This window comes from Variovorax sp. CAN15, assembly GCF_030462475.1.
In the GTDB taxonomy this organism is placed as follows: Bacteria; Pseudomonadota; Gammaproteobacteria; order Burkholderiales; family Burkholderiaceae_C; genus Variovorax.
In genome coordinates, this window is record NZ_JASMRZ010000002.1 from 271,929 (window position 1) to 287,917 (window position 15,989).

Here is a 15,989-nt window from a genome sequence, read left to right on the forward strand (position 1 = left end):
GTGGGCAGTCGCCGTCGCGAGCGGTCCGAGCTTGCGCCGAGAAGCACAGACGTACATGGGTACGTCGAGCATCGCAGGTGCAAGATCGGATCGCGCAGCAGGCGAATGCCCGCTCGACGGCGGAGGGAGGAAGGAGTCGAACCTTCCCGGCGACGGCTGGCGCCACCAACCGGGTTTGAAGCCCGGCCGCCCCACCAGGGACGATCTCCCTCCATGACTCATTTCGTCGTTCACGGCCTCGCCCCGAACAACGCCGTGTCGGGCCGCAGCAGGTGCGTGTCCTTCACGCGCCGCGTGTAGCCCACACGATCGAAGAATTCCAGCAGCTGGATCGCACGCTTGCGCCCCAGCCCGGTCGCATCGCGGAAGCTCGCGGCCTCCAGGCCCGTGGGCCCGTCGAGGCAATCGCGCGCGATCGCCGCGAGGCGCTCCACGGTCGCCTGCGGATAGTACAGGTCCTTCACCACCTGAAAGGCCTCGCCTCGGCGCGCGAGGCTCGCGAGCGTCTGCCGCACCATCGCCTCGCTTGCCGCGCAGTCCTTCGCCAGGTCACGCACCCATGGCGGATCGAAGCCGCCGTCGGCCAGCCTGGGCAGAAGCTTCTGCGCGAGCTTCTGCTCGGCCTCGTCGAGGCGCGCCGCATGGTCAGGCAGATGCAGCCAGGTGCCGCTGCGCACCAGCGTGCCGCGCGCGACCAGTTCGTCGAGCGCATGGCGCCAGAGCGCGTCGTCCGTGCGCGGCCCGGCAAGGCGCTTGAGGCGGCGCGCGTCGGGGCCGACCTCGTCCGGCGCGGTGCGATGGAAGTCCGCGAGGCGCCCGGCGATCTGCTCTTCGAGCGCGTCCAGGTGCGACCGAGCGATGGCCGTGTGCCCAATGCGCACCGCATCGGCCGGCAGCGGCAGGGCTTCTTCATCCGCCAGCGAGAGCGCACGCGCGGCCTGCGCGGTGTCGACGCCCAGCGGCGCGTTGCGCAGCAGCGCGGCCACGCGCGCGCCGCGCTCGTCGATGGCCCAGGCTGCCAGTGTGCGCAGCCGCTCGGGCGTGCGGCGATAGCGCACCGGCGCGAACGGATCGAGCACGCGCACGCCCGCTACGGTGCGCGTGGCCGAGGCATCGCGCAGCACGCCGCGGTCGCCATGCCAAGCACCGACCGGCTCGCGCAGCACAAGCTGGGCCAGCGCGGTCTCGCCGGGCGCGAGCGCGTCGCGGTCGAGCAGCGCGATCGATGCCATCACGTCGCTCGCACCCAGGTGCGCATGCACCGTCGCGCCCGAGCGCAGCGGCTTCGCCTCGTCGGGCCACAGCGTGAGCAGCACGTCGATGCGCGCCGAGGCGAGCGCAACCGACGGCGCGCAGACCCACTCGCCGCGATGCACCTCGTCCTTGCCGACGCCGGCCAGCGCGAGCGCACAGCGCTGCCCCGCATGCGCTGACTCGGCCTGCTGGTTCTGCGCATGGATGCCACGCACGCGCACCGTGCGGCTGCCTGGCGCGATGCGCAGCTCGTCGCCGATGCGTACCGTGCCGCTGAAGACCGTGCCGGTGACGACAGTGCCCACGCCCGACAGGGTGAACGAGCGGTCCACCGCGAGCCGGAAGGCCAGGCCGTCCTCGCGCGCGCTTTCCTGCCGCGCCACGTCGAGCAGCCGCTCGCGCAGCGCGTCGATGCCTTCGCCCGTCGTGGCGGACACCGCCAGCATCGGCGCACCGGCCAGCGGCGTGGGCGCGAGCAGGGCGGCAATGTCGGCCCGCACCTGCGCGAGCCGCGCTTCGCGCGCGCCGGCGTCGATGCGGTCGATCTTGGTGATGGCCACCGTCGCATCGCGCACGCCGAGCAGCGCCACCACCGCGAAGTGCTCGCGCGTCTGCGGCATCACGCCGTCGTCGGCGGCCACGACCAGCAGCGCGTGGTCGATGCCGGTGGCGCCGGCCAGCATGGTGTGAAGCAGGCGCTCGTGGCCCGGCACGTCGACGACGCCCAGCGACACGCCGCCGGGCGCGTGCAGGTACGCATAGCCGAGCTCGATGGAAATGCCGCGCCGCTTTTCCTCGGGCAGCCGGTCGGTGTCCACGCCGGTGAGGGCGCGCACCAGCGAGGTCTTGCCGTGGTCGATGTGGCCTGCGGTGCCGATGATCATCGTGGGTAGGTCGTCACATGAAGTTGCGGGTGTGCAGCTCGGCGAGCCGTTGCGCCTCGTCGTGCCCGAAGCCCAGCCGCGAGAGCCGCGCCCGGCGCCCGGCCGCCATGTCGCGCTGCAGCTGCCGCACGGCCGCATGGCCGCGCGCGACGGCAGCGGGCGATAGCTCGCCCGCCGCCAGCAGCACGAGCGAATCGAACACCTCCTCGTTGAGGCCCGCCGTGCCGGCCAGCGTGTCGTAGCGCAGCTCGATGGCGTTGCGCAGCCGCACCTGGTAGTCGGGCTGCACCGAGAGCCGGTATTCCAGGTGCGCCATGCCGAAGGCGACGTGGCGCGCCTCGTCGCGCGCGGCGAGCCGCGCGATCTGCCGGGTCACCGGATCGGGCGCGTGCGCATGCAGGAAGTTGAGCAGGTTCACGAAGCTGCCTTCGCCGAGCACGGCCAGCAGGAAGGTGGCGACGGAGAAATCGGGCGCGTCGAACAGCGTGCGCAGCGAGGCCTGCCCGCCGGCCGTCGACAGCGCGGGCTGGTGGCCGCGCAGCGTGGCGCGGCGCGTGAAGACTTCGACATGCCGCGCCTCGTCCGCGCACTGCAGCGCCAGCAGCTGCAGCACTTCGCGGAAGTGCGGATGGATCTGCCCGAGGTGGCGCGCCGGCACCAGCAGCGCGGCGTTCTCGTTCTCGATGAGGTAGGTCATCACCTGCACCACGGCGGCTTCCACGACGCCCGGCAGTTCGAAGGGGGCGTCCCAGTCGATGGCGGTGGCCGGGTCCCACTGGGCCGCGGCCGCCTGCCGGTAGAGCTCGCCGGCCGTCGCGGCCCAGAGCTCGTCGCGGCGATGCAGCGCGAAGAAGAAGGGCGGACTGCCGGCTTCCACCGTGGCGCCGCGCGCGGCGAGGCCCCAGCCGGAAGCGGCATCCTCGGCGGGCACGTCGCCGGTGTCGCCGGTCGATTGCGCGCCGAGCCAGCGGCCTTCGGCATGAGGGCCGCGCGTGACCAGCGCTTCTTCCTGTGCCGCATCGAAGCGCAGCGCATGCCCCTGGCTGCGGCACCACGCCTCCAGGTGCATGCGCCAGTCCGGCGAGCGGCCGCGCACGCGCAGCTCGCCGCCCGCCGGCCGTTCGGCCAGCGCGCGGCGGATGAGCAGCAGGGCGCCCTGGTCGAGGCCCAGCGACTCAATATCGATAGTCGGTGTTGGTGATGCGGCCATCGCCGTCGTAGAAGCCTTCGTCGTCCACCGCGCGTTCGAGCAGCGCATAGCCGCTGGTGCGGCCGGGGCGCCATTCGCGCAGGCCTTCGAGTTCGAGCAGCGGGCGCACCTGCGGGTCGTCCCAGCGCATCGCCATCAGCAGCGAGACGAAGCGATCGACAAACGCGGCCGGCGCGCCGGGGCTGGTGGTGAAATTGCAGTGGTCGTAGGCGCCGGTGCGCGCCACCACGCGCGTGCCGCCCGGCGGCAGCGTGCCGTCGAGGCCGAAGGCCAGGTGGTTGCCGTCGATCAGGCAGCAGGCGTCGATTTCGCCCGCCATCAGTGCCAGCGCCGCGTCGCGCTCGCCGCCGATGTGGTCGCCGTGCTTGCCGCCGAGCACGTCGAAGCAGCGAGCCTCGAAGTCGCGCTGCTTCACCAGCCCCCCGCCGCGCAGGTGGTCGAGCGGGATCAGCGTGGCCTGCGGCGAATCGAGCGCGCCGAAACCGATGGTCTTGCCGCGCAGGTCGGCCAGCGACTGCACAGGGCTGTCGGCGCGCACGACGATGGCCGAGCGCAGGTCGCAGTCGGTGTCGCGCATCGCCACGGCCTGCACCTTCAGGCCCCGGCTGCGCGCGATGCGCTCGGCGCGCACCCAGGCCAGCGGCGAGTTCCACGCGAGGTGCAGCGTGCCGTCGAACTGGGCCTCGACCTGGCTTTCGTAGTTCGAATACAGCACGTAGTCGAAGGCCAGGCCGTTCTTGGCGAAGAAGGCCTTGAAGCCTTCCCAGATGGTGACGACCTTGGGCGCGTAGGCCACGGCGCCCATGATCAGCGTCGGTTCGGGCATGGAGTCGATCCTTCCTCAGAACAGCGGCAGGCCGGTGATGGCCTTGCCGATGAAGTCGTAGAGCACGTCGGATGTGGGCGCCATCACGCTCGATGCGCGCGCATCGCGGAACAGCCGCTCGATGCCCGCCTCCTTGCGGAAGGCTGCGCCGCCGCACACGCGCATCGCGATGTCGGTGACTTCGAGCGCGGACTCGGCGGCGGCCGCCTTCACTTCGAGCACGCGCAGCATGGTGTCGGCCCGGCCCGCGCCGATGGCGGCGACGGTGTCGTCAAGCAGCGCCTGCGCCATGTCGGTCTTGATGCGCGCCTTCGCCAGATAGGCGCGGATGGTGGGCAGATCGGCCAGCGACGAATCGAGGTGCACGTGCCGCGTCTGGCTCACGTGGCCGATGGCAGCTTGCAGCGCGCCTTCCATCAGCCCGGTCGAGCAGGCGGCGCTGAGCACCGAGAACCATGGCAGCACCACGCCCATCATGGTGTCGAAGCCCTTGCCGTCCTCGCCGAGCCGCGCGCTTGCGGGAATGCGCACGTTGCTAGCGGTGATCGGCGTGGATGCATTGCCGCGCAGGCCCAGCCCGTCGAAGCGGCCGGGCTGGCCCAGGCCGTCGGACTTGGCGTCGACCAGCCACAGCGTGCTGGCGCCTTCGGCCGCGAGCGGCTTGCTCGACCACACGTAGCTGTCGGCCTCGAAGGCGGACGTGACCCAGCTCTTGCGCGCATCGAGCACCACGTTGCCGCCGTCCGCGCGCGCGGTGCCGGTGGGCGCCCAGAAGTGGCTGCGCGAATCGGCCTCGGAAAAGGCCAGCGTGCTCAGGTGCGTGCCCTTGGCGATCGCGCGGCGCGTGTCTTCGGGGCCGAACTGTTCGAGCACTGCCGTGGCGCAGTAGTGCATGCACACGATCATCGCGGTGGAGGGGCAGGTCTGCGCGATGCGCGAGACCACCTGCGCGGCCTCCTTCAGGCCCAGGCCCTGGCCGCCGACCGACGCGGCCGATACCAGCCCGAGCAGGCCGGCTTCGCCCAGCGCCGAGATCGTCTCTCGTGGAAAGCGTCCCTCGGCGTCGGTGCGCTGGGCCAGGGGCTTCAGCGTTTGCGTTTCGATACCGGCGAGCACTTCGAGGGGGTTCATCGCTTTCTCCAGAGAGGCGGTTGAGGGAATCGATCTACAGGAGGCGCTCGCGCAGGGTGGCGAGCTGGCCCGTGAATGAAGCGCTGTCTTCCAGGCAGCGCAGGTCGAGCAGCAGGCGGTCTTCGGCGATGCGCCCGATCACCGGCAGCGGCAGGCCGCGCAGCGCGGTGGCGAGGGTATCGAGCGCGGTGCCGACGCCCTTCTTCGAGGTGCCGGCCGGCGCGATCGCAAGGCCCGCAGAAGGCAGCCGCTCGACCGGCAGCGAGCCGGAGCCGATCTGCCCGAGCAGCGGCACCACCTCGACCGTGAAGCGCGGCGCCACGGCGGCCCGCACCGGCTCGCGCAGCGCCTCGGCCATCTCGCGGATCGCATCTGCGGGCCGCGTGAGCAGGCGCAGCGTAGGCAGGTCCTGAGCGAGGCGCTCGGGCCGCAGGTAGAGCGAGAGCGTGGCTTCGAGCGCGGCCAGCGGCAGCTTGCTCATGCGCAGCGCGCGCTTCATCGGGAACTTGCGGATGCGGCCCACGGCCTCCTTGCTGCCGACGATGAGGCCGGCCTGCGGGCCGCCCAGCAGCTTGTCGCCCGAGAAGGTGACCACGTCGCAGCCGGCCGCGAGCATCTCCTGCGGCAGCGGCTCGCGCGGCAGGCCGTAGCGCGCGAGGTCGACCAGCGAGCCGCTGCCGAGGTCGGTGGCCAGCGGCACGCCGCGCGCATGGGCGATGCCGGCGAGCGTGGCCTCGTCGACGGCCGAGGTGAAGCCCTGCACCGCGTAGTTGCTGGTGTGAACCTTCATCACCAGCGCAGTGCGCTCGTTGATGGCGCGCTCGTAGTCCTGCGGATGCGTGCGGTTGGTGGTGCCGACCTCGACCATGCGCGCGCCCGCGCTGGCCATCACGTCGGGCATGCGGAAGGCGCCGCCGATCTCCACCAGTTCGCCGCGCGAGACGATCACCTCGCGCTCGCGCGCCAGCGCCGCGATGGTCAGCAGCACGGCGGCTGCGTTGTTGTTGACCACCGTGGCGGCCTCGGCGCCGGTGATGCCGCACAGCAGTTCTTCGACCAGCGAGTCGCGGTCGCCGCGGCTGCCGGTGGCGAGGTCGTATTCGAGGTTGTTGGGCGATGTCATCACCGCCAGCAGCCGCCGCAGCGCCGCGTCGGCCAGCAGTGCGCGGCCCAGGTTGGTGTGGATGACGGTGCCTGTGAGGTTCAGCACCGCCTTCATGCGCGGCGCGAGGCGCGACTGGATGCGCGCAGCGAGTGCGCCGCCCAGTGCGTCGGGCTGCACCTCGGCAGCGGCGAGCTTGCCCGCCAGGGCTTTTGCGCGCAGACCGTCGAGCAGCGCGCGCGCCTCTTTCACCACCAGCGTATGGCCATGCTCGGCCAGCAGCGCGCCCGGCACGGCGAGGCGCAGCAGTTGATCGACAGAAGGCAGATCCTGGGGCCTTGCCGTCGAGCCGTGGACCACGGACTCTTCGGGCATCGCCATCAGCCGCCTCCGCCGTCGTCAGGGATTTCAGGTTCGCCGAACAGCAGCATCAGGTTGTGGCCGCTGCGCTGGTGGCCGGCTTCGGAGACGAGCAGGTCGAGCGTCACGCTCGCCAGGTCGTCGGCGACGGGTTCGACCTCGGGGTCTTTCTCCATCGCGATCTGCTTGAGATAGTGGCCGCAGCTGTCGCAGCACTCGGCCTTCACCGCGCCTTCGCGCGCGCCGGTGGCGGGCAGCTCGACGCCGGGCTGCGGCGCCAGCGACTCGAAGTGGATGCCCTTGGTGCTTTCGCAGTGCGAGCACTTGATGCGCACGTAATGCCACTCGGTGCCGCACAGCGAGCAGTGCAGGTAGCGGAAGCCCGCCTCGTCGGCGCCGATGCGCGTGATGCTCACCGTGGGTGCGCTGCCGCAGCAGGGGCATTCGTTGCCGGGGTCGGTGCGGCCGTAGATGTTCTCGCCCGCGCTCTCGGCCACCTGCAGCACCAGCTGCGTCCAGTAGGCCTGCAGCCCGGCGGCGATCAGCGGCGCGGAGGCGAGGTCGAGCCCGAACATGATGCGGCGCGAGAGCCGGTCGGCCTGCGCGTCGATCCATGCATCGTCGGCGGCCGCCACGCGGTCCAGCGTGTCGCGTGCGGGGCCTTCGGGCAGCCGTGCGCGGAAGAGAGCGAGCAGCCGCCGCAGCTCCTTCAGCCACACGGGGTCGCGTGTCCAGCCGAAAGCCGGCATCGGCGGCTTGAGCACCTTCGCGGCGGCTTCGAGCGCTTCGGTCTCGGGCAGCTCGACCGGCGCGTAGTCCTGCAGCACCTGGTGCTGCGCCTGCGCGAGGTCGGCGATGAAGATCAGGTACTCGCGCATCGGATGCGATGCGGCGAGCTGGCGCAGCCTGAGCTGGCGGTCGGAGAAGGCGAGGGAGCGCACCGGCAGGCGCAGGAACGGCATCTGCCGTCCGGCCTGCATCGCGATCTGCTCCGGTTCGAGGACGCGGGTGGTCCGGATCGGCGGTGAACTGTTCATCGCGCCCACTCTACAGCGATCTGGCGATTTGTCTTGCCCCTTCCCCTTCCGGGGGAAGGCTGGGATGGCGGCAGCGCCCAACAAGCGGCTCTTGGTGGTCGAGGCCGTCGTGCCCCCACCCCGGCCCTCCCCCGGGAGGGGAGGGGGAAATGCGGGGAAGCGCTATTCACCGCGCGTCATCTTGCGGTGCCACAACGGATGGTTGAGCTTGGCCCAGCCTTCGGTGACCGTGCCGCGCGTCATCGCGCGCAGCGTGCCCTTGACCCAGATGGCGGCGTAGATGTGTGTGATCACCGACAGGATCAGCACCACGGCCGAGACCGCGTGAACCACCACCGCGATGCGCCGCACGAGGATCGGGAAGAAGCCGACGAACCACGGGCTCCAGAACATGAAGCCCGTCACCAGCAACAGCAGCAGGCTGATGCCGAAGGCCCAGAACACCAGTTTCTGGCCGGCGTTGTACTTGCCCACGGGCGGCATGCTCGACTTGTCGCCCTTGAGCATCTTCGGCGCGTTGGCGAGCCATTCGCGGTCGCCCTTGTCGAGGATGTTCTCGCGCCACATCGTGAAGAACAGGAACACGAAGCCCAGCACCATCAGCAGCCCCATGAAGGGATGCAGGATGCGCGTCCATGGCCCGCCGCCGAAGAGCGCGCTCAGGAAGAACAGGCTCGGATGGAAGAAGGCCAGGCCCGAGAGCGCGGCGGCGAAGAACATGATCGCGACGAACCAGTGGTTCATGCGCGTGGCGTCGCGGTAGCGGCGAAGGTAGTAGCGTGTCATCGCGTTCTTCTCCTCATGCGCGGGGTGCGGTGGACGGTGGCGAGGAGGCCGGCGGCTCCTCGATCACCACCACGTCGTCGGGCTTGCCGTCGCGTTCGGCATCCGGATGCTCGTCCTTCGGCTCGATGGGGCCGGTCTTCATGTAGTGGAAGAAGCTGCCCACCACGGCGCCGATCATGGCGACCATCGCGAGCGGCTTGGCGACGCCCTTCCACAGCGACACCAGCGGGCTGATCTGCGGGTCTTTCGGCAGGTCGGCGTACAGGCCCGGCCGGTCGGCGTGCTGCAGCACGTACATCACGTGCGTGCCGCCCACGCCCGCCGGGTCGTACACGCCGGCGTTCGAGAAACCGCGCTCCTTCAGGTCGACGATGCGTTCCGAGGCGTACTCGTGCATGTCCTCCTTGGTGCCGAAGTGCAGCGCGCCGGTGGGGCAGGCCTTCACGCAGGCGGGCTCCAGGCCCACGCCAACGCGGTCGGAGCACAGCGAGCACTTGTAGGCCTTGTTGTCGGCCTTGCTGATGCGCGGCACGTCGAACGGGCAGCCGGTGACGCAGTTGCCGCAGCCCACGCAATGCTCGCTGATGAAGTCGACGATGCCGTTGGCGTACTTGACGATCGCACCCGGAGCCGGGCACGACTTCAGGCAGCCGGGGTCCTCGCAGTGCATGCAGCCGTCCTTGCGGATCAGCCATTCGAGCTTGCCGGCCTCGGGCTCCACCTCGGAGAACTTCATCACCGTCCAGGAGGAGGGCGTGAGGTCGACCGGGTTGTCGTAGGTGCCGTGCGTGGTGCCGATCTCGTCGCGCAGGTCGTTCCACTGCATGCACGCGACCTGGCAGGCCTTGCAGCCGATGCAGGTCGACACGTCGATCAGCTTGGCGACCGGCTGTATCTGCGGGCGATGGCGGATCTCGGGCGACGGCGTGGTGGTGGCCGAGCGGGCGGCGATGTCGAGGGTCTGGAGGGAGGACATCTCAGCGGCTCCGGTATGCGGTCTTGCTCCTTCCCCCGCTGGGGGAAGGTTGGGATGGGGGCAGGCCTTCGATAAGGCGCTGCGTGGTTGTGGAGGCCGCCGTGCCCCCACCCCGGCCCTCCCCCAGCGGGGGAGGGAGGAATGCATCGAGCGATTGCTTCATCTCACGCCTTCTCGATGTTCACCGTGAACGACTTGTACTCCGGCGTCTGCGTGTTCGCATCGCCCACGAAGGGCGTCAGCGTGTTCACCAGGTAGCCGGGCTTGGCGATGCCGACGAAGCCCCAGTGGTTGGGCAGGCCCACGGTGTGGACCGTGCGCCCGTCCACCTGCAGCCCGACGATGCGCTTGGTGACGACGGCCACGGCCTTGATGTAGCCGCGCTTGCTCGACACCTTGACCATGTCGCCGTGGCCGATGCCCTTTTCCTTCGCCAGCTCTTCGCCGATCTCGACGAACTGCTGCGGCTGGATGATGGCCGAGGTGCGCACGTTCTTGGTCCAGTAGTGGAAGTGCTCGGTGAGCCGGTAGCTGGTCGCCACGTACGGGAAGTCCTTCGGCACGCCGAGCCGCTCGAGGTCGCCCTTGAAGATGCGCGCCGCGGGGTTGGCGCGCGCCTTCTCGTTGTTCGGGTGCATCAGGTTGTTCACCAGCGGCGACTCGAAGGGCTCGTAGTGCTCGGGCAGCGGCCCTTCGGCCATGCCGGTGGGCGCGAACAGCCGCGCCACGCCCTCGGCGGTCATGATGAAGGGGCGCACCGCCTCGGCATCGGTCGGGTTCGCGTCGGGGCGGATGTCGGGCACGTCGGCGCCGCCCCACTGCTTGCCGTTCCATGAAACCAGGCCGCGCCTGGCGATCCACGGCTTGCCGGTGGCCGGATCTGTCGAGGCGCCGTTGTAGAGGATGCGCCGGTTCGCGGGCCAGGCCCACGCCCAGTTCTGCACCATGCCGATGCCGTACGGGTCGGCGTTGTCGCGCCGCGCCATCTGGTTGCCGGCCTGCGTCCATGCGCCTGTGTAGATCCAGCAGCCGCTGGCGGTGCTGCCGTCGTCGCGCAGCAGGCCGAAGCCCGCGAGCTGCTCGCCTGCCTTGGCAGCCGGCGGCTTGCTCGGGTCCTTCGGGTCGGTCAGGTCGACGAGCGCACGGCCGTTGTATTCCATCGCCAGCTCCTGCGGGGAAGGCGCGTGCGGAATCTTGTAGGGCCAGGTGAGCTTGACGATCGGATCGGGGAAGGCGCCGCCGTCCTTGATGTAGGCCTGGCGCATGCGGTTGAAGATGCCCGCCACGATCTCGATGTCGCCCTTGGCCTCGCCCGGCGGCTCCGCACCCTTCCAGTGCCACTGCAGCCAGCGGCTGGAGTTGGTGAGCGAGCCGTCTTCCTCCGCGAAGCAGGTGGAGGGCAGCCGGAACACCGTGGTCTGGATGTCGGCGGTCTTGACATCGTTGAACTCGCCGAAGTTGCGCCAGAACTCGCTGGTCTCGGTCTGCAGCGGGTCGATGGTGACCAGGAACTTGAGCTTCGAGAGCCCGTCGACGATCTTCTTCTTGTCCGGGAACGAGCCCACCGGGTTGAAGCCCTGGCAGATGTAGCCGTGGAGCGTGCCCTGGTTCATGAGCTCGAAGGCCTGCAGCACGTCGTAGAGCTTGTCGATCTTCGGCAGGTAGTTGAAGGCCCATTCGTTCTCCGCCGTGGCCGCGCTGCCCCACCAGGCCTTCTGCATGCTGACGAAGAACTTCGGGTAGTTCTGCCAGTAGCTCATCTGGTTGGGACGCAGGGGCTTGAGCGCGCGGGTCTTGTAGTAGTCCTCCAGCGTCTGCTCGTTGTCACGCGCCAGCGACAGGTAGCCGGGCAGCGAGTTCGACAGCAGCCCCAGGTCGGTCAGGCCCTGGATGTTGCTGTGCCCGCGCAGCGCATTCATGCCGCCGCCCGCCACGCCGATGTTGCCCAGCAGCAGCTGCACGATGGCGCCGGTGCGGATCATCTGAGAGCCCTGGCTGTGCTGCGTCCAGCCCAGCGCATACATGATGGTCATGGTGCGCGTGGACGTGCTGGTGCTCGCGATGTACTCGCACACCTTCAGGAACTTGTCCTGCGGGGTGCCGGTGATGCGGCTCACCATCTCGGGCGTGTAGCGTGAATAGTGCCGCTTCATGACCTGCAGCACGCATTGCGGATCCTGCATGGTCATGTCGACCTTGGCCATGCCCTGCTCGTCGAGCGCGTAGCCCCACGACTTGGGGTCGTAGTTGCGCTTCTCGGCGTTGTAGCCGCTGAACAGGCCGTCCTCGAACTTGTAGTCGGGGCCGACGATGAATGGCGCGTTGGTGTAGTTGCGGACGTACTCGGTCTGGATCTTGTCGTTGCCCAGCAGGTAGTTGATGACCCCGCCGAGGAAGGCGATGTCCGACCCCGCGCGGATCGGCGCGTAATAGTCGGCCATGGCGGCCGAGCGCGTGAAGCGCGGATCGACCACCACCAGGCGGGCCTTGTTCTGTTTCTTGGCTTCGATGACCCATTTGAAGCCGCACGGGTGCGCCTCCGCGGCGTTGCCGCCCATGATCAGCACCACATCCGCGTTCTGGATGTCCTGCCAATGGTTGGTCATCGCGCCTCTGCCGAACGTCGGGGCCAGACTGGCCACCGTAGGTCCGTGTCAGACGCGTGCCTGGTTGTCTAACACCAGCATTCCGGTCGAGCGGAATGCCTTGTGCGTGATGTATCCGGTTTCGTTGGACGAGGCCGAGGCGCAGAGCATGCCGGAGCTGGTCCAGCGGTTCACGGTCTTGCCGTCGGCGTTGGTGGTCTGGAAGTTGGCGTCGCGGTCGGCCTTCAGCAGCTTGGCGATGCGGTCGAGCGCCTCGTCCCAGCCGATCCGCTTCCACTCGGTGGCGCCGGGCTCGCGCACCTCGGGGTACTTCAGGCGCATGGGGCTGTGCACGAAGTCGAGCAGGCCGGCGCCCTTGGGGCACAGCGTGCCGCGGTTCACGGGGTGGTCGGCATCGCCCTCGATGTGGAGGATGTCGGACACCACGTTCTTCGCCTTGTCGCCCAGGCTGTACATGATGAGCCCGCAGCCCACCGAGCAGTACGGGCAGGTATTGCGGGTCTCGGTGGTGCGCGCGAGCTTGAAGTTGCGGGCTTCGGCCAGCGCGGCGGTCGGCGAGAAGCCGAGCGCGACGATGCTGGAGCCGACCAGCCCCGCGCTGCTCACGCGGAAGAATTGCCGGCGGTTCATGTCCATGACACAACCTCCTGCAGCGGTGAAGTGATGGGGTGTTTCATCGTGGTCTTCTTTTCTTCTGGCGGGTAACTCGAATTCGAATGAGCCTGGCGACGCTACCTGGGCGCCGTGCCGTCGCCTCCGCTGGGCGCGGGCGCCGCGCCGCCCGAGGCACCGCCGCCCGGGCCGCTCATGCCGCCCACGGCTGCACTGCCTTCGGACGGACCCTGGTGGGAGCTGGAGGATTCGACCTTGTCACCGGAGGCGGCGGGGGCGATGCCCGTCGGGCTCGCGCCGGTGGTGGCCTTCGGCGTGGGTGGCGCGGTGGGCTTGGGATCGCATGCGCTCGCCAGCAGGCCGGAGGCCAGGCACAGGCCGATGATCTGCAAGCGCTGCTGACATCGTGGCATCGACACTCCTTGTGGGAAGTACGGATCCGGCAAACGGGGCTGTTTTTGTGGCCTCGTCCGCCGCTTGCCGGGTTGCCCGGTTTGCGACAAACGGGATGCGTTTGGCGCATCATGCGACAGGGCCATGGTGCGATCAAGTAGGTCAAGGCCGGCAATCACCCGGCAATAACCCTTGAATCCAGCCGTGCGGCAGGCTCTGGGCTATCGTCGCGGCCATGAACGCCTCCCTCCGCCTGGGTTGGCGCACGCTCTGGCGCGACCTGCGCGCCGGCGAGCTGCGCCTGTTGATCGTCGCCGTGCTGCTGGCCGTTGCCGCGCTCACGGCCGTCGGCTTCTTCGCCGACCGGCTCCAGGGCGGGCTCAAGCGCGACGCGCGACAGCTGCTGGGCGGCGACGCCGTCATCGTCAGCGACAACCCCACGCCCGCAGCCTTCGTCGCTCAGGCGAAGTCGCTGGGGCTCGAGGGCACATCCACCTACGGCTTCCCGACCATGGCCCGCGCCGAGGACGCGCAGGGCGGAGCCAGCAAGCTGGTGGCGCTGAAGGCGGTGACGGCGGGCTATCCGCTGCGCGGCAGCCTGCAGACCTCCACCGCCATCGACGGCGCCGGCGCCGTCACGCGCGACATCCCGCCGCCGGGCGAAACCTGGGTCGACGCCTCGCTGCTCGACTCGCTGGCGCTCAAGGTCGGCGACACGCTGCTGCTGGGCGACACCGGCCTGCGCGTGGGCCGCGTCATCACGCTGGAGCCCGACCGCGGCGCCGGCTTCATGAGCTTCTCGCCGCGCGTGATGCTCAACCAGGCCGACGTGGCCCGCACCGGGCTTGTGCAGCCGGCCAGCCGCGTCGGCTACCGCTATGCGGTGGCGGGCAGCGACGCGGCGGTCAAGCGCTTCACCGATTGGGCCGACGCCACCATCAAGAAGGGCGAACTGCGCGGCGTGCGGCTCGACTCCTTCGAAAGCGGCCGGCCCGAGATGCGCCAGACGCTGGACCGCGCCGAGAAATTCCTGAGCCTGGTCGCGCTGCTCGCGGCGCTGCTGTCTGCGGTCGCGGTGGCTCTGGCCGCGCGCGGCTTCGCGGCCAGCCACCTCGACGACTGCGCGATGCTGCGCGTGCTCGGCCAGAGCCAGCGCACCATCGCCATCGCCTATGCCTTCGAGTTCGCGGTGATCGGCATCGTGGCCAGCGCGCTGGGCGTGGCCATCGGCTTCGCGGTGCATTACGTGTTCGTGCTGCTGCTGGCCGGGCTGGTCGAGACCGCGCTGCCGGCGGCCACGCTGTGGCCCGTGGCCTTCGGCATGGGCATGGGCCTCACGCTGCTCTTCGCCTTCGGGTTGCCGCCGGTGCTGCAGCTGGCGCGCGTGCCGCCGCTGCGCGTGATCCGGCGCGACGTGGGCGGCCTCAAGCCCGCGTCGCTCGCGGTGCTGGGCGTGGGCGTGGCGGGCTTCGCGGCGCTGCTGATGGCGGCGAGCAGCGACATCAAGCTGGGGCTGATCGCCGTCGGCGGCTTCGCGGGCGCGGTGGCGGTGTTCGCGCTTTTGAGCTGGCTCGCGGTGAAGGTGCTGCGCCGCAGCGTCAACGAAACCACCGCGCCGCGCTGGCTGGTGCTGGCCACGCGGCAGATCTCGGCGCGGCCTGCCTATGCGGTGGTGCAGGTCAGCGCGCTTTCCGTGGGGCTGCTGGCGCTGGTGCTGCTGGTGCTGCTGCGCACCGACTTGGTTGCGAGCTGGCGCCAGGCCACGCCGCCCGATGCGCCGAACCGCTTCGTCATCAACGTCATGCCTGACCAGAGCGAAGCCTTCCAGAAGTCGCTGCGCGACGCGGGCGTGAGCAAGTTCGACTGGTACCCGATGATCCGCGGCCGCCTCGTGGCGATCAACGACAAGCCTGTGTCTCCCGACGACTACACCGAAGACCGCGCCAAGCGCCTGGTGGACCGCGAGTTCAACCTGAGCAACAGCGCCGAAGCGCCGGCGCACAACAGCATCACCGCCGGCAAATGGACACCCGGCGCGGCCGGCGAGGTGAGCGTGGAGGAGGGCCTGGCCGAGACGCTGGGCCTGAAGATGGGCGACATGCTGCGCTTCGACATCGGCGGCATGCAGAACGAGGCGCGCATCACCTCGCTGCGCAAGGTCGACTGGGGCTCGATGCATGCCAACTTCTTCGTGATGTACACGGTGGCCTCGCTGGCCGACGTGCCCACCACCTACATGGGCGCCTTCCGCGCGCCCGAGACGCGCGGCTTCGACAACGCGCTGGTGCGCACCTACCCGAACGTGACCAACGTGGACATGAGCGCGACCATCAACCAGGTGCAGCGGGTGCTCGACCAGGTGATCCGTGCGGTCGAGTTCCTGTTCGGCTTCACGCTCGCGGCTGGGTTGGTCGTGCTGTTCGCCGCCGTGACGGCCACGCGCGAGGAACGCGCGCGCGAGTTCGCGGTGATGCGCGCGGTGGGCGCGCGCGCCAGCCTGCTGCGGCAGGTGCAGCGTGCCGAACTCGCGGGCGTGGGCCTGCTCGCGGGCTTCCTCGCGAGCATCGTGGCCGCGCTGATCGGCTGGGGACTCGCGCGCTACGTATTCGATTTCACCTGGACCGCATCGCCGCTCGTGCCGGTGGCCGGCGCGCTGGCGGGGGCGGTGCTGGCCCTGGGCGCCGGATGGTGGGGCCTGCGCGAGGTGCTGCGCCGGCCGGTGGTCGACACCTTGCGGCGCGCGGCCGAATAATTTTTCTTTTCTTCGAGGCGAGACGGGGCCGGGGATGCAATACATTCCCCGGCCCCGTAT

General features: G+C 69.8%; 11 protein-coding genes and 1 tRNA gene. 1 reads left to right on the forward strand and 11 read right to left on the reverse strand.

Going from position 1 to position 15,989, the window contains the following annotated elements; genetic code table 11:
* Positions 1–120: 120 nt before the first annotated feature.
* The 11 genes from QMO14_RS02955 to QMO14_RS03005 form a co-directional block, all read right to left on the reverse strand.
* A tRNA-Sec gene (locus QMO14_RS02955) sits at positions 121–213 on the reverse strand.
* Positions 214–230: 17 nt separating this feature from the next.
* Positions 231–2,138 carry a selenocysteine-specific translation elongation factor gene (gene selB, locus QMO14_RS02960; protein WP_301504269.1) on the reverse strand — a complete coding sequence of 636 codons (1,908 nt, stop codon included), beginning with the start codon at positions 2,136–2,138 and terminating at the stop codon, positions 231–233.
* Between the two features lie 13 nt (positions 2,139–2,151).
* Positions 2,152–3,348, reverse strand: coding sequence for a ferritin-like domain-containing protein (locus QMO14_RS02965; RefSeq protein WP_301504270.1), 1,197 nt, complete (start codon positions 3,346–3,348; stop codon positions 2,152–2,154).
* Entirely contained in the window at positions 3,314–4,174 is an 861-nt protein-coding gene (locus tag QMO14_RS02970) for a phosphate/phosphite/phosphonate ABC transporter substrate-binding protein (protein ID WP_301504273.1), read from the reverse strand. Before QMO14_RS02970 ends, QMO14_RS02965 begins: the two co-directional genes overlap by 35 nt.
* Before the next feature lie 15 nt (positions 4,175–4,189).
* Positions 4,190–5,305 (reverse strand): acyl-CoA dehydrogenase family protein, encoded by a 1,116-nt coding sequence (locus tag QMO14_RS02975; RefSeq protein WP_301504275.1) that lies wholly within the window; start codon positions 5,303–5,305, stop codon positions 4,190–4,192.
* A gap of 34 nt (positions 5,306–5,339) precedes the next feature.
* On the reverse strand, positions 5,340–6,788 hold the full coding sequence (gene selA / locus QMO14_RS02980; protein ID WP_301504277.1) for an L-seryl-tRNA(Sec) selenium transferase: 1,449 nt from the start codon (positions 6,786–6,788) through the stop codon (positions 5,340–5,342).
* Positions 6,788–7,804, reverse strand: a complete 1,017-nt coding sequence (gene fdhE / locus QMO14_RS02985) for a formate dehydrogenase accessory protein FdhE (protein ID WP_301504279.1) — start codon at positions 7,802–7,804, stop codon at positions 6,788–6,790. Before fdhE ends, selA begins: the two co-directional genes overlap by 1 nt.
* A gap of 162 nt (positions 7,805–7,966) precedes the next feature.
* Entirely contained in the window at positions 7,967–8,590 is a 624-nt protein-coding gene (locus tag QMO14_RS02990) for a formate dehydrogenase subunit gamma (RefSeq protein ID WP_301504281.1), read from the reverse strand.
* Between the two features lie 13 nt (positions 8,591–8,603).
* Positions 8,604–9,566, reverse strand: a complete 963-nt coding sequence (gene fdxH, locus QMO14_RS02995; RefSeq protein ID WP_301504283.1) for a formate dehydrogenase subunit beta — start codon at positions 9,564–9,566, stop codon at positions 8,604–8,606.
* A 164-nt stretch (positions 9,567–9,730) separates the two neighbouring features.
* Entirely contained in the window at positions 9,731–12,808 is a 3,078-nt protein-coding gene (gene fdnG / locus QMO14_RS03000) for a formate dehydrogenase-N subunit alpha (RefSeq protein WP_301504284.1), read from the reverse strand.
* A 95-nt stretch (positions 12,809–12,903) separates the two neighbouring features.
* Complete coding sequence (locus tag QMO14_RS03005) at positions 12,904–13,197, reverse strand: hypothetical protein (protein ID WP_301504287.1); 294 nt, start codon at positions 13,195–13,197, stop codon at positions 12,904–12,906.
* A gap of 215 nt (positions 13,198–13,412) precedes the next feature.
* Here QMO14_RS03005 and QMO14_RS03010 point away from each other — a divergent pair, with 215 nt between their 5' ends.
* Positions 13,413–15,929, forward strand: coding sequence for an ABC transporter permease (locus tag QMO14_RS03010; protein WP_301504288.1), 2,517 nt, complete (start codon positions 13,413–13,415; stop codon positions 15,927–15,929).
* Positions 15,930–15,989: the final 60 nt, after the last annotated feature.

What these genes read in the sequence shown, in the direction of transcription:
- QMO14_RS02970 (WP_301504273.1), bottom strand. Translation starts at nt 4,174, where the DNA reads ATGCCCGAACCGACGCTGATCATGGGCGCCGTGGCCTACGCGCCCAAG.
- QMO14_RS02975 (WP_301504275.1), bottom strand. Translation starts at nt 5,305, where the DNA reads ATGAACCCCCTCGAAGTGCTCGCCGGTATCGAAACGCAAACGCTGAAG.
- selA (WP_301504277.1), bottom strand. Translation starts at nt 6,788, where the DNA reads ATGGCGATGCCCGAAGAGTCCGTGGTCCACGGCTCGACGGCAAGGCCC.
- QMO14_RS03010 (WP_301504288.1), top strand. Translation starts at nt 13,413, where the DNA reads ATGAACGCCTCCCTCCGCCTGGGTTGGCGCACGCTCTGGCGCGACCTG.
- QMO14_RS02965 (WP_301504270.1), bottom strand. Translation starts at nt 3,348, where the DNA reads ATGGCCGCATCACCAACACCGACTATCGATATTGAGTCGCTGGGCCTC.
- QMO14_RS03005 (WP_301504287.1), bottom strand. Translation starts at nt 13,197, where the DNA reads ATGCCACGATGTCAGCAGCGCTTGCAGATCATCGGCCTGTGCCTGGCC.
- selB (WP_301504269.1), bottom strand. Translation starts at nt 2,138, where the DNA reads ATGATCATCGGCACCGCAGGCCACATCGACCACGGCAAGACCTCGCTG.
- fdxH (WP_301504283.1), bottom strand. Translation starts at nt 9,566, where the DNA reads ATGTCCTCCCTCCAGACCCTCGACATCGCCGCCCGCTCGGCCACCACC.
- QMO14_RS02990 (WP_301504281.1), bottom strand. Translation starts at nt 8,590, where the DNA reads ATGACACGCTACTACCTTCGCCGCTACCGCGACGCCACGCGCATGAAC.
- fdhE (WP_301504279.1), bottom strand. Translation starts at nt 7,804, where the DNA reads ATGAACAGTTCACCGCCGATCCGGACCACCCGCGTCCTCGAACCGGAG.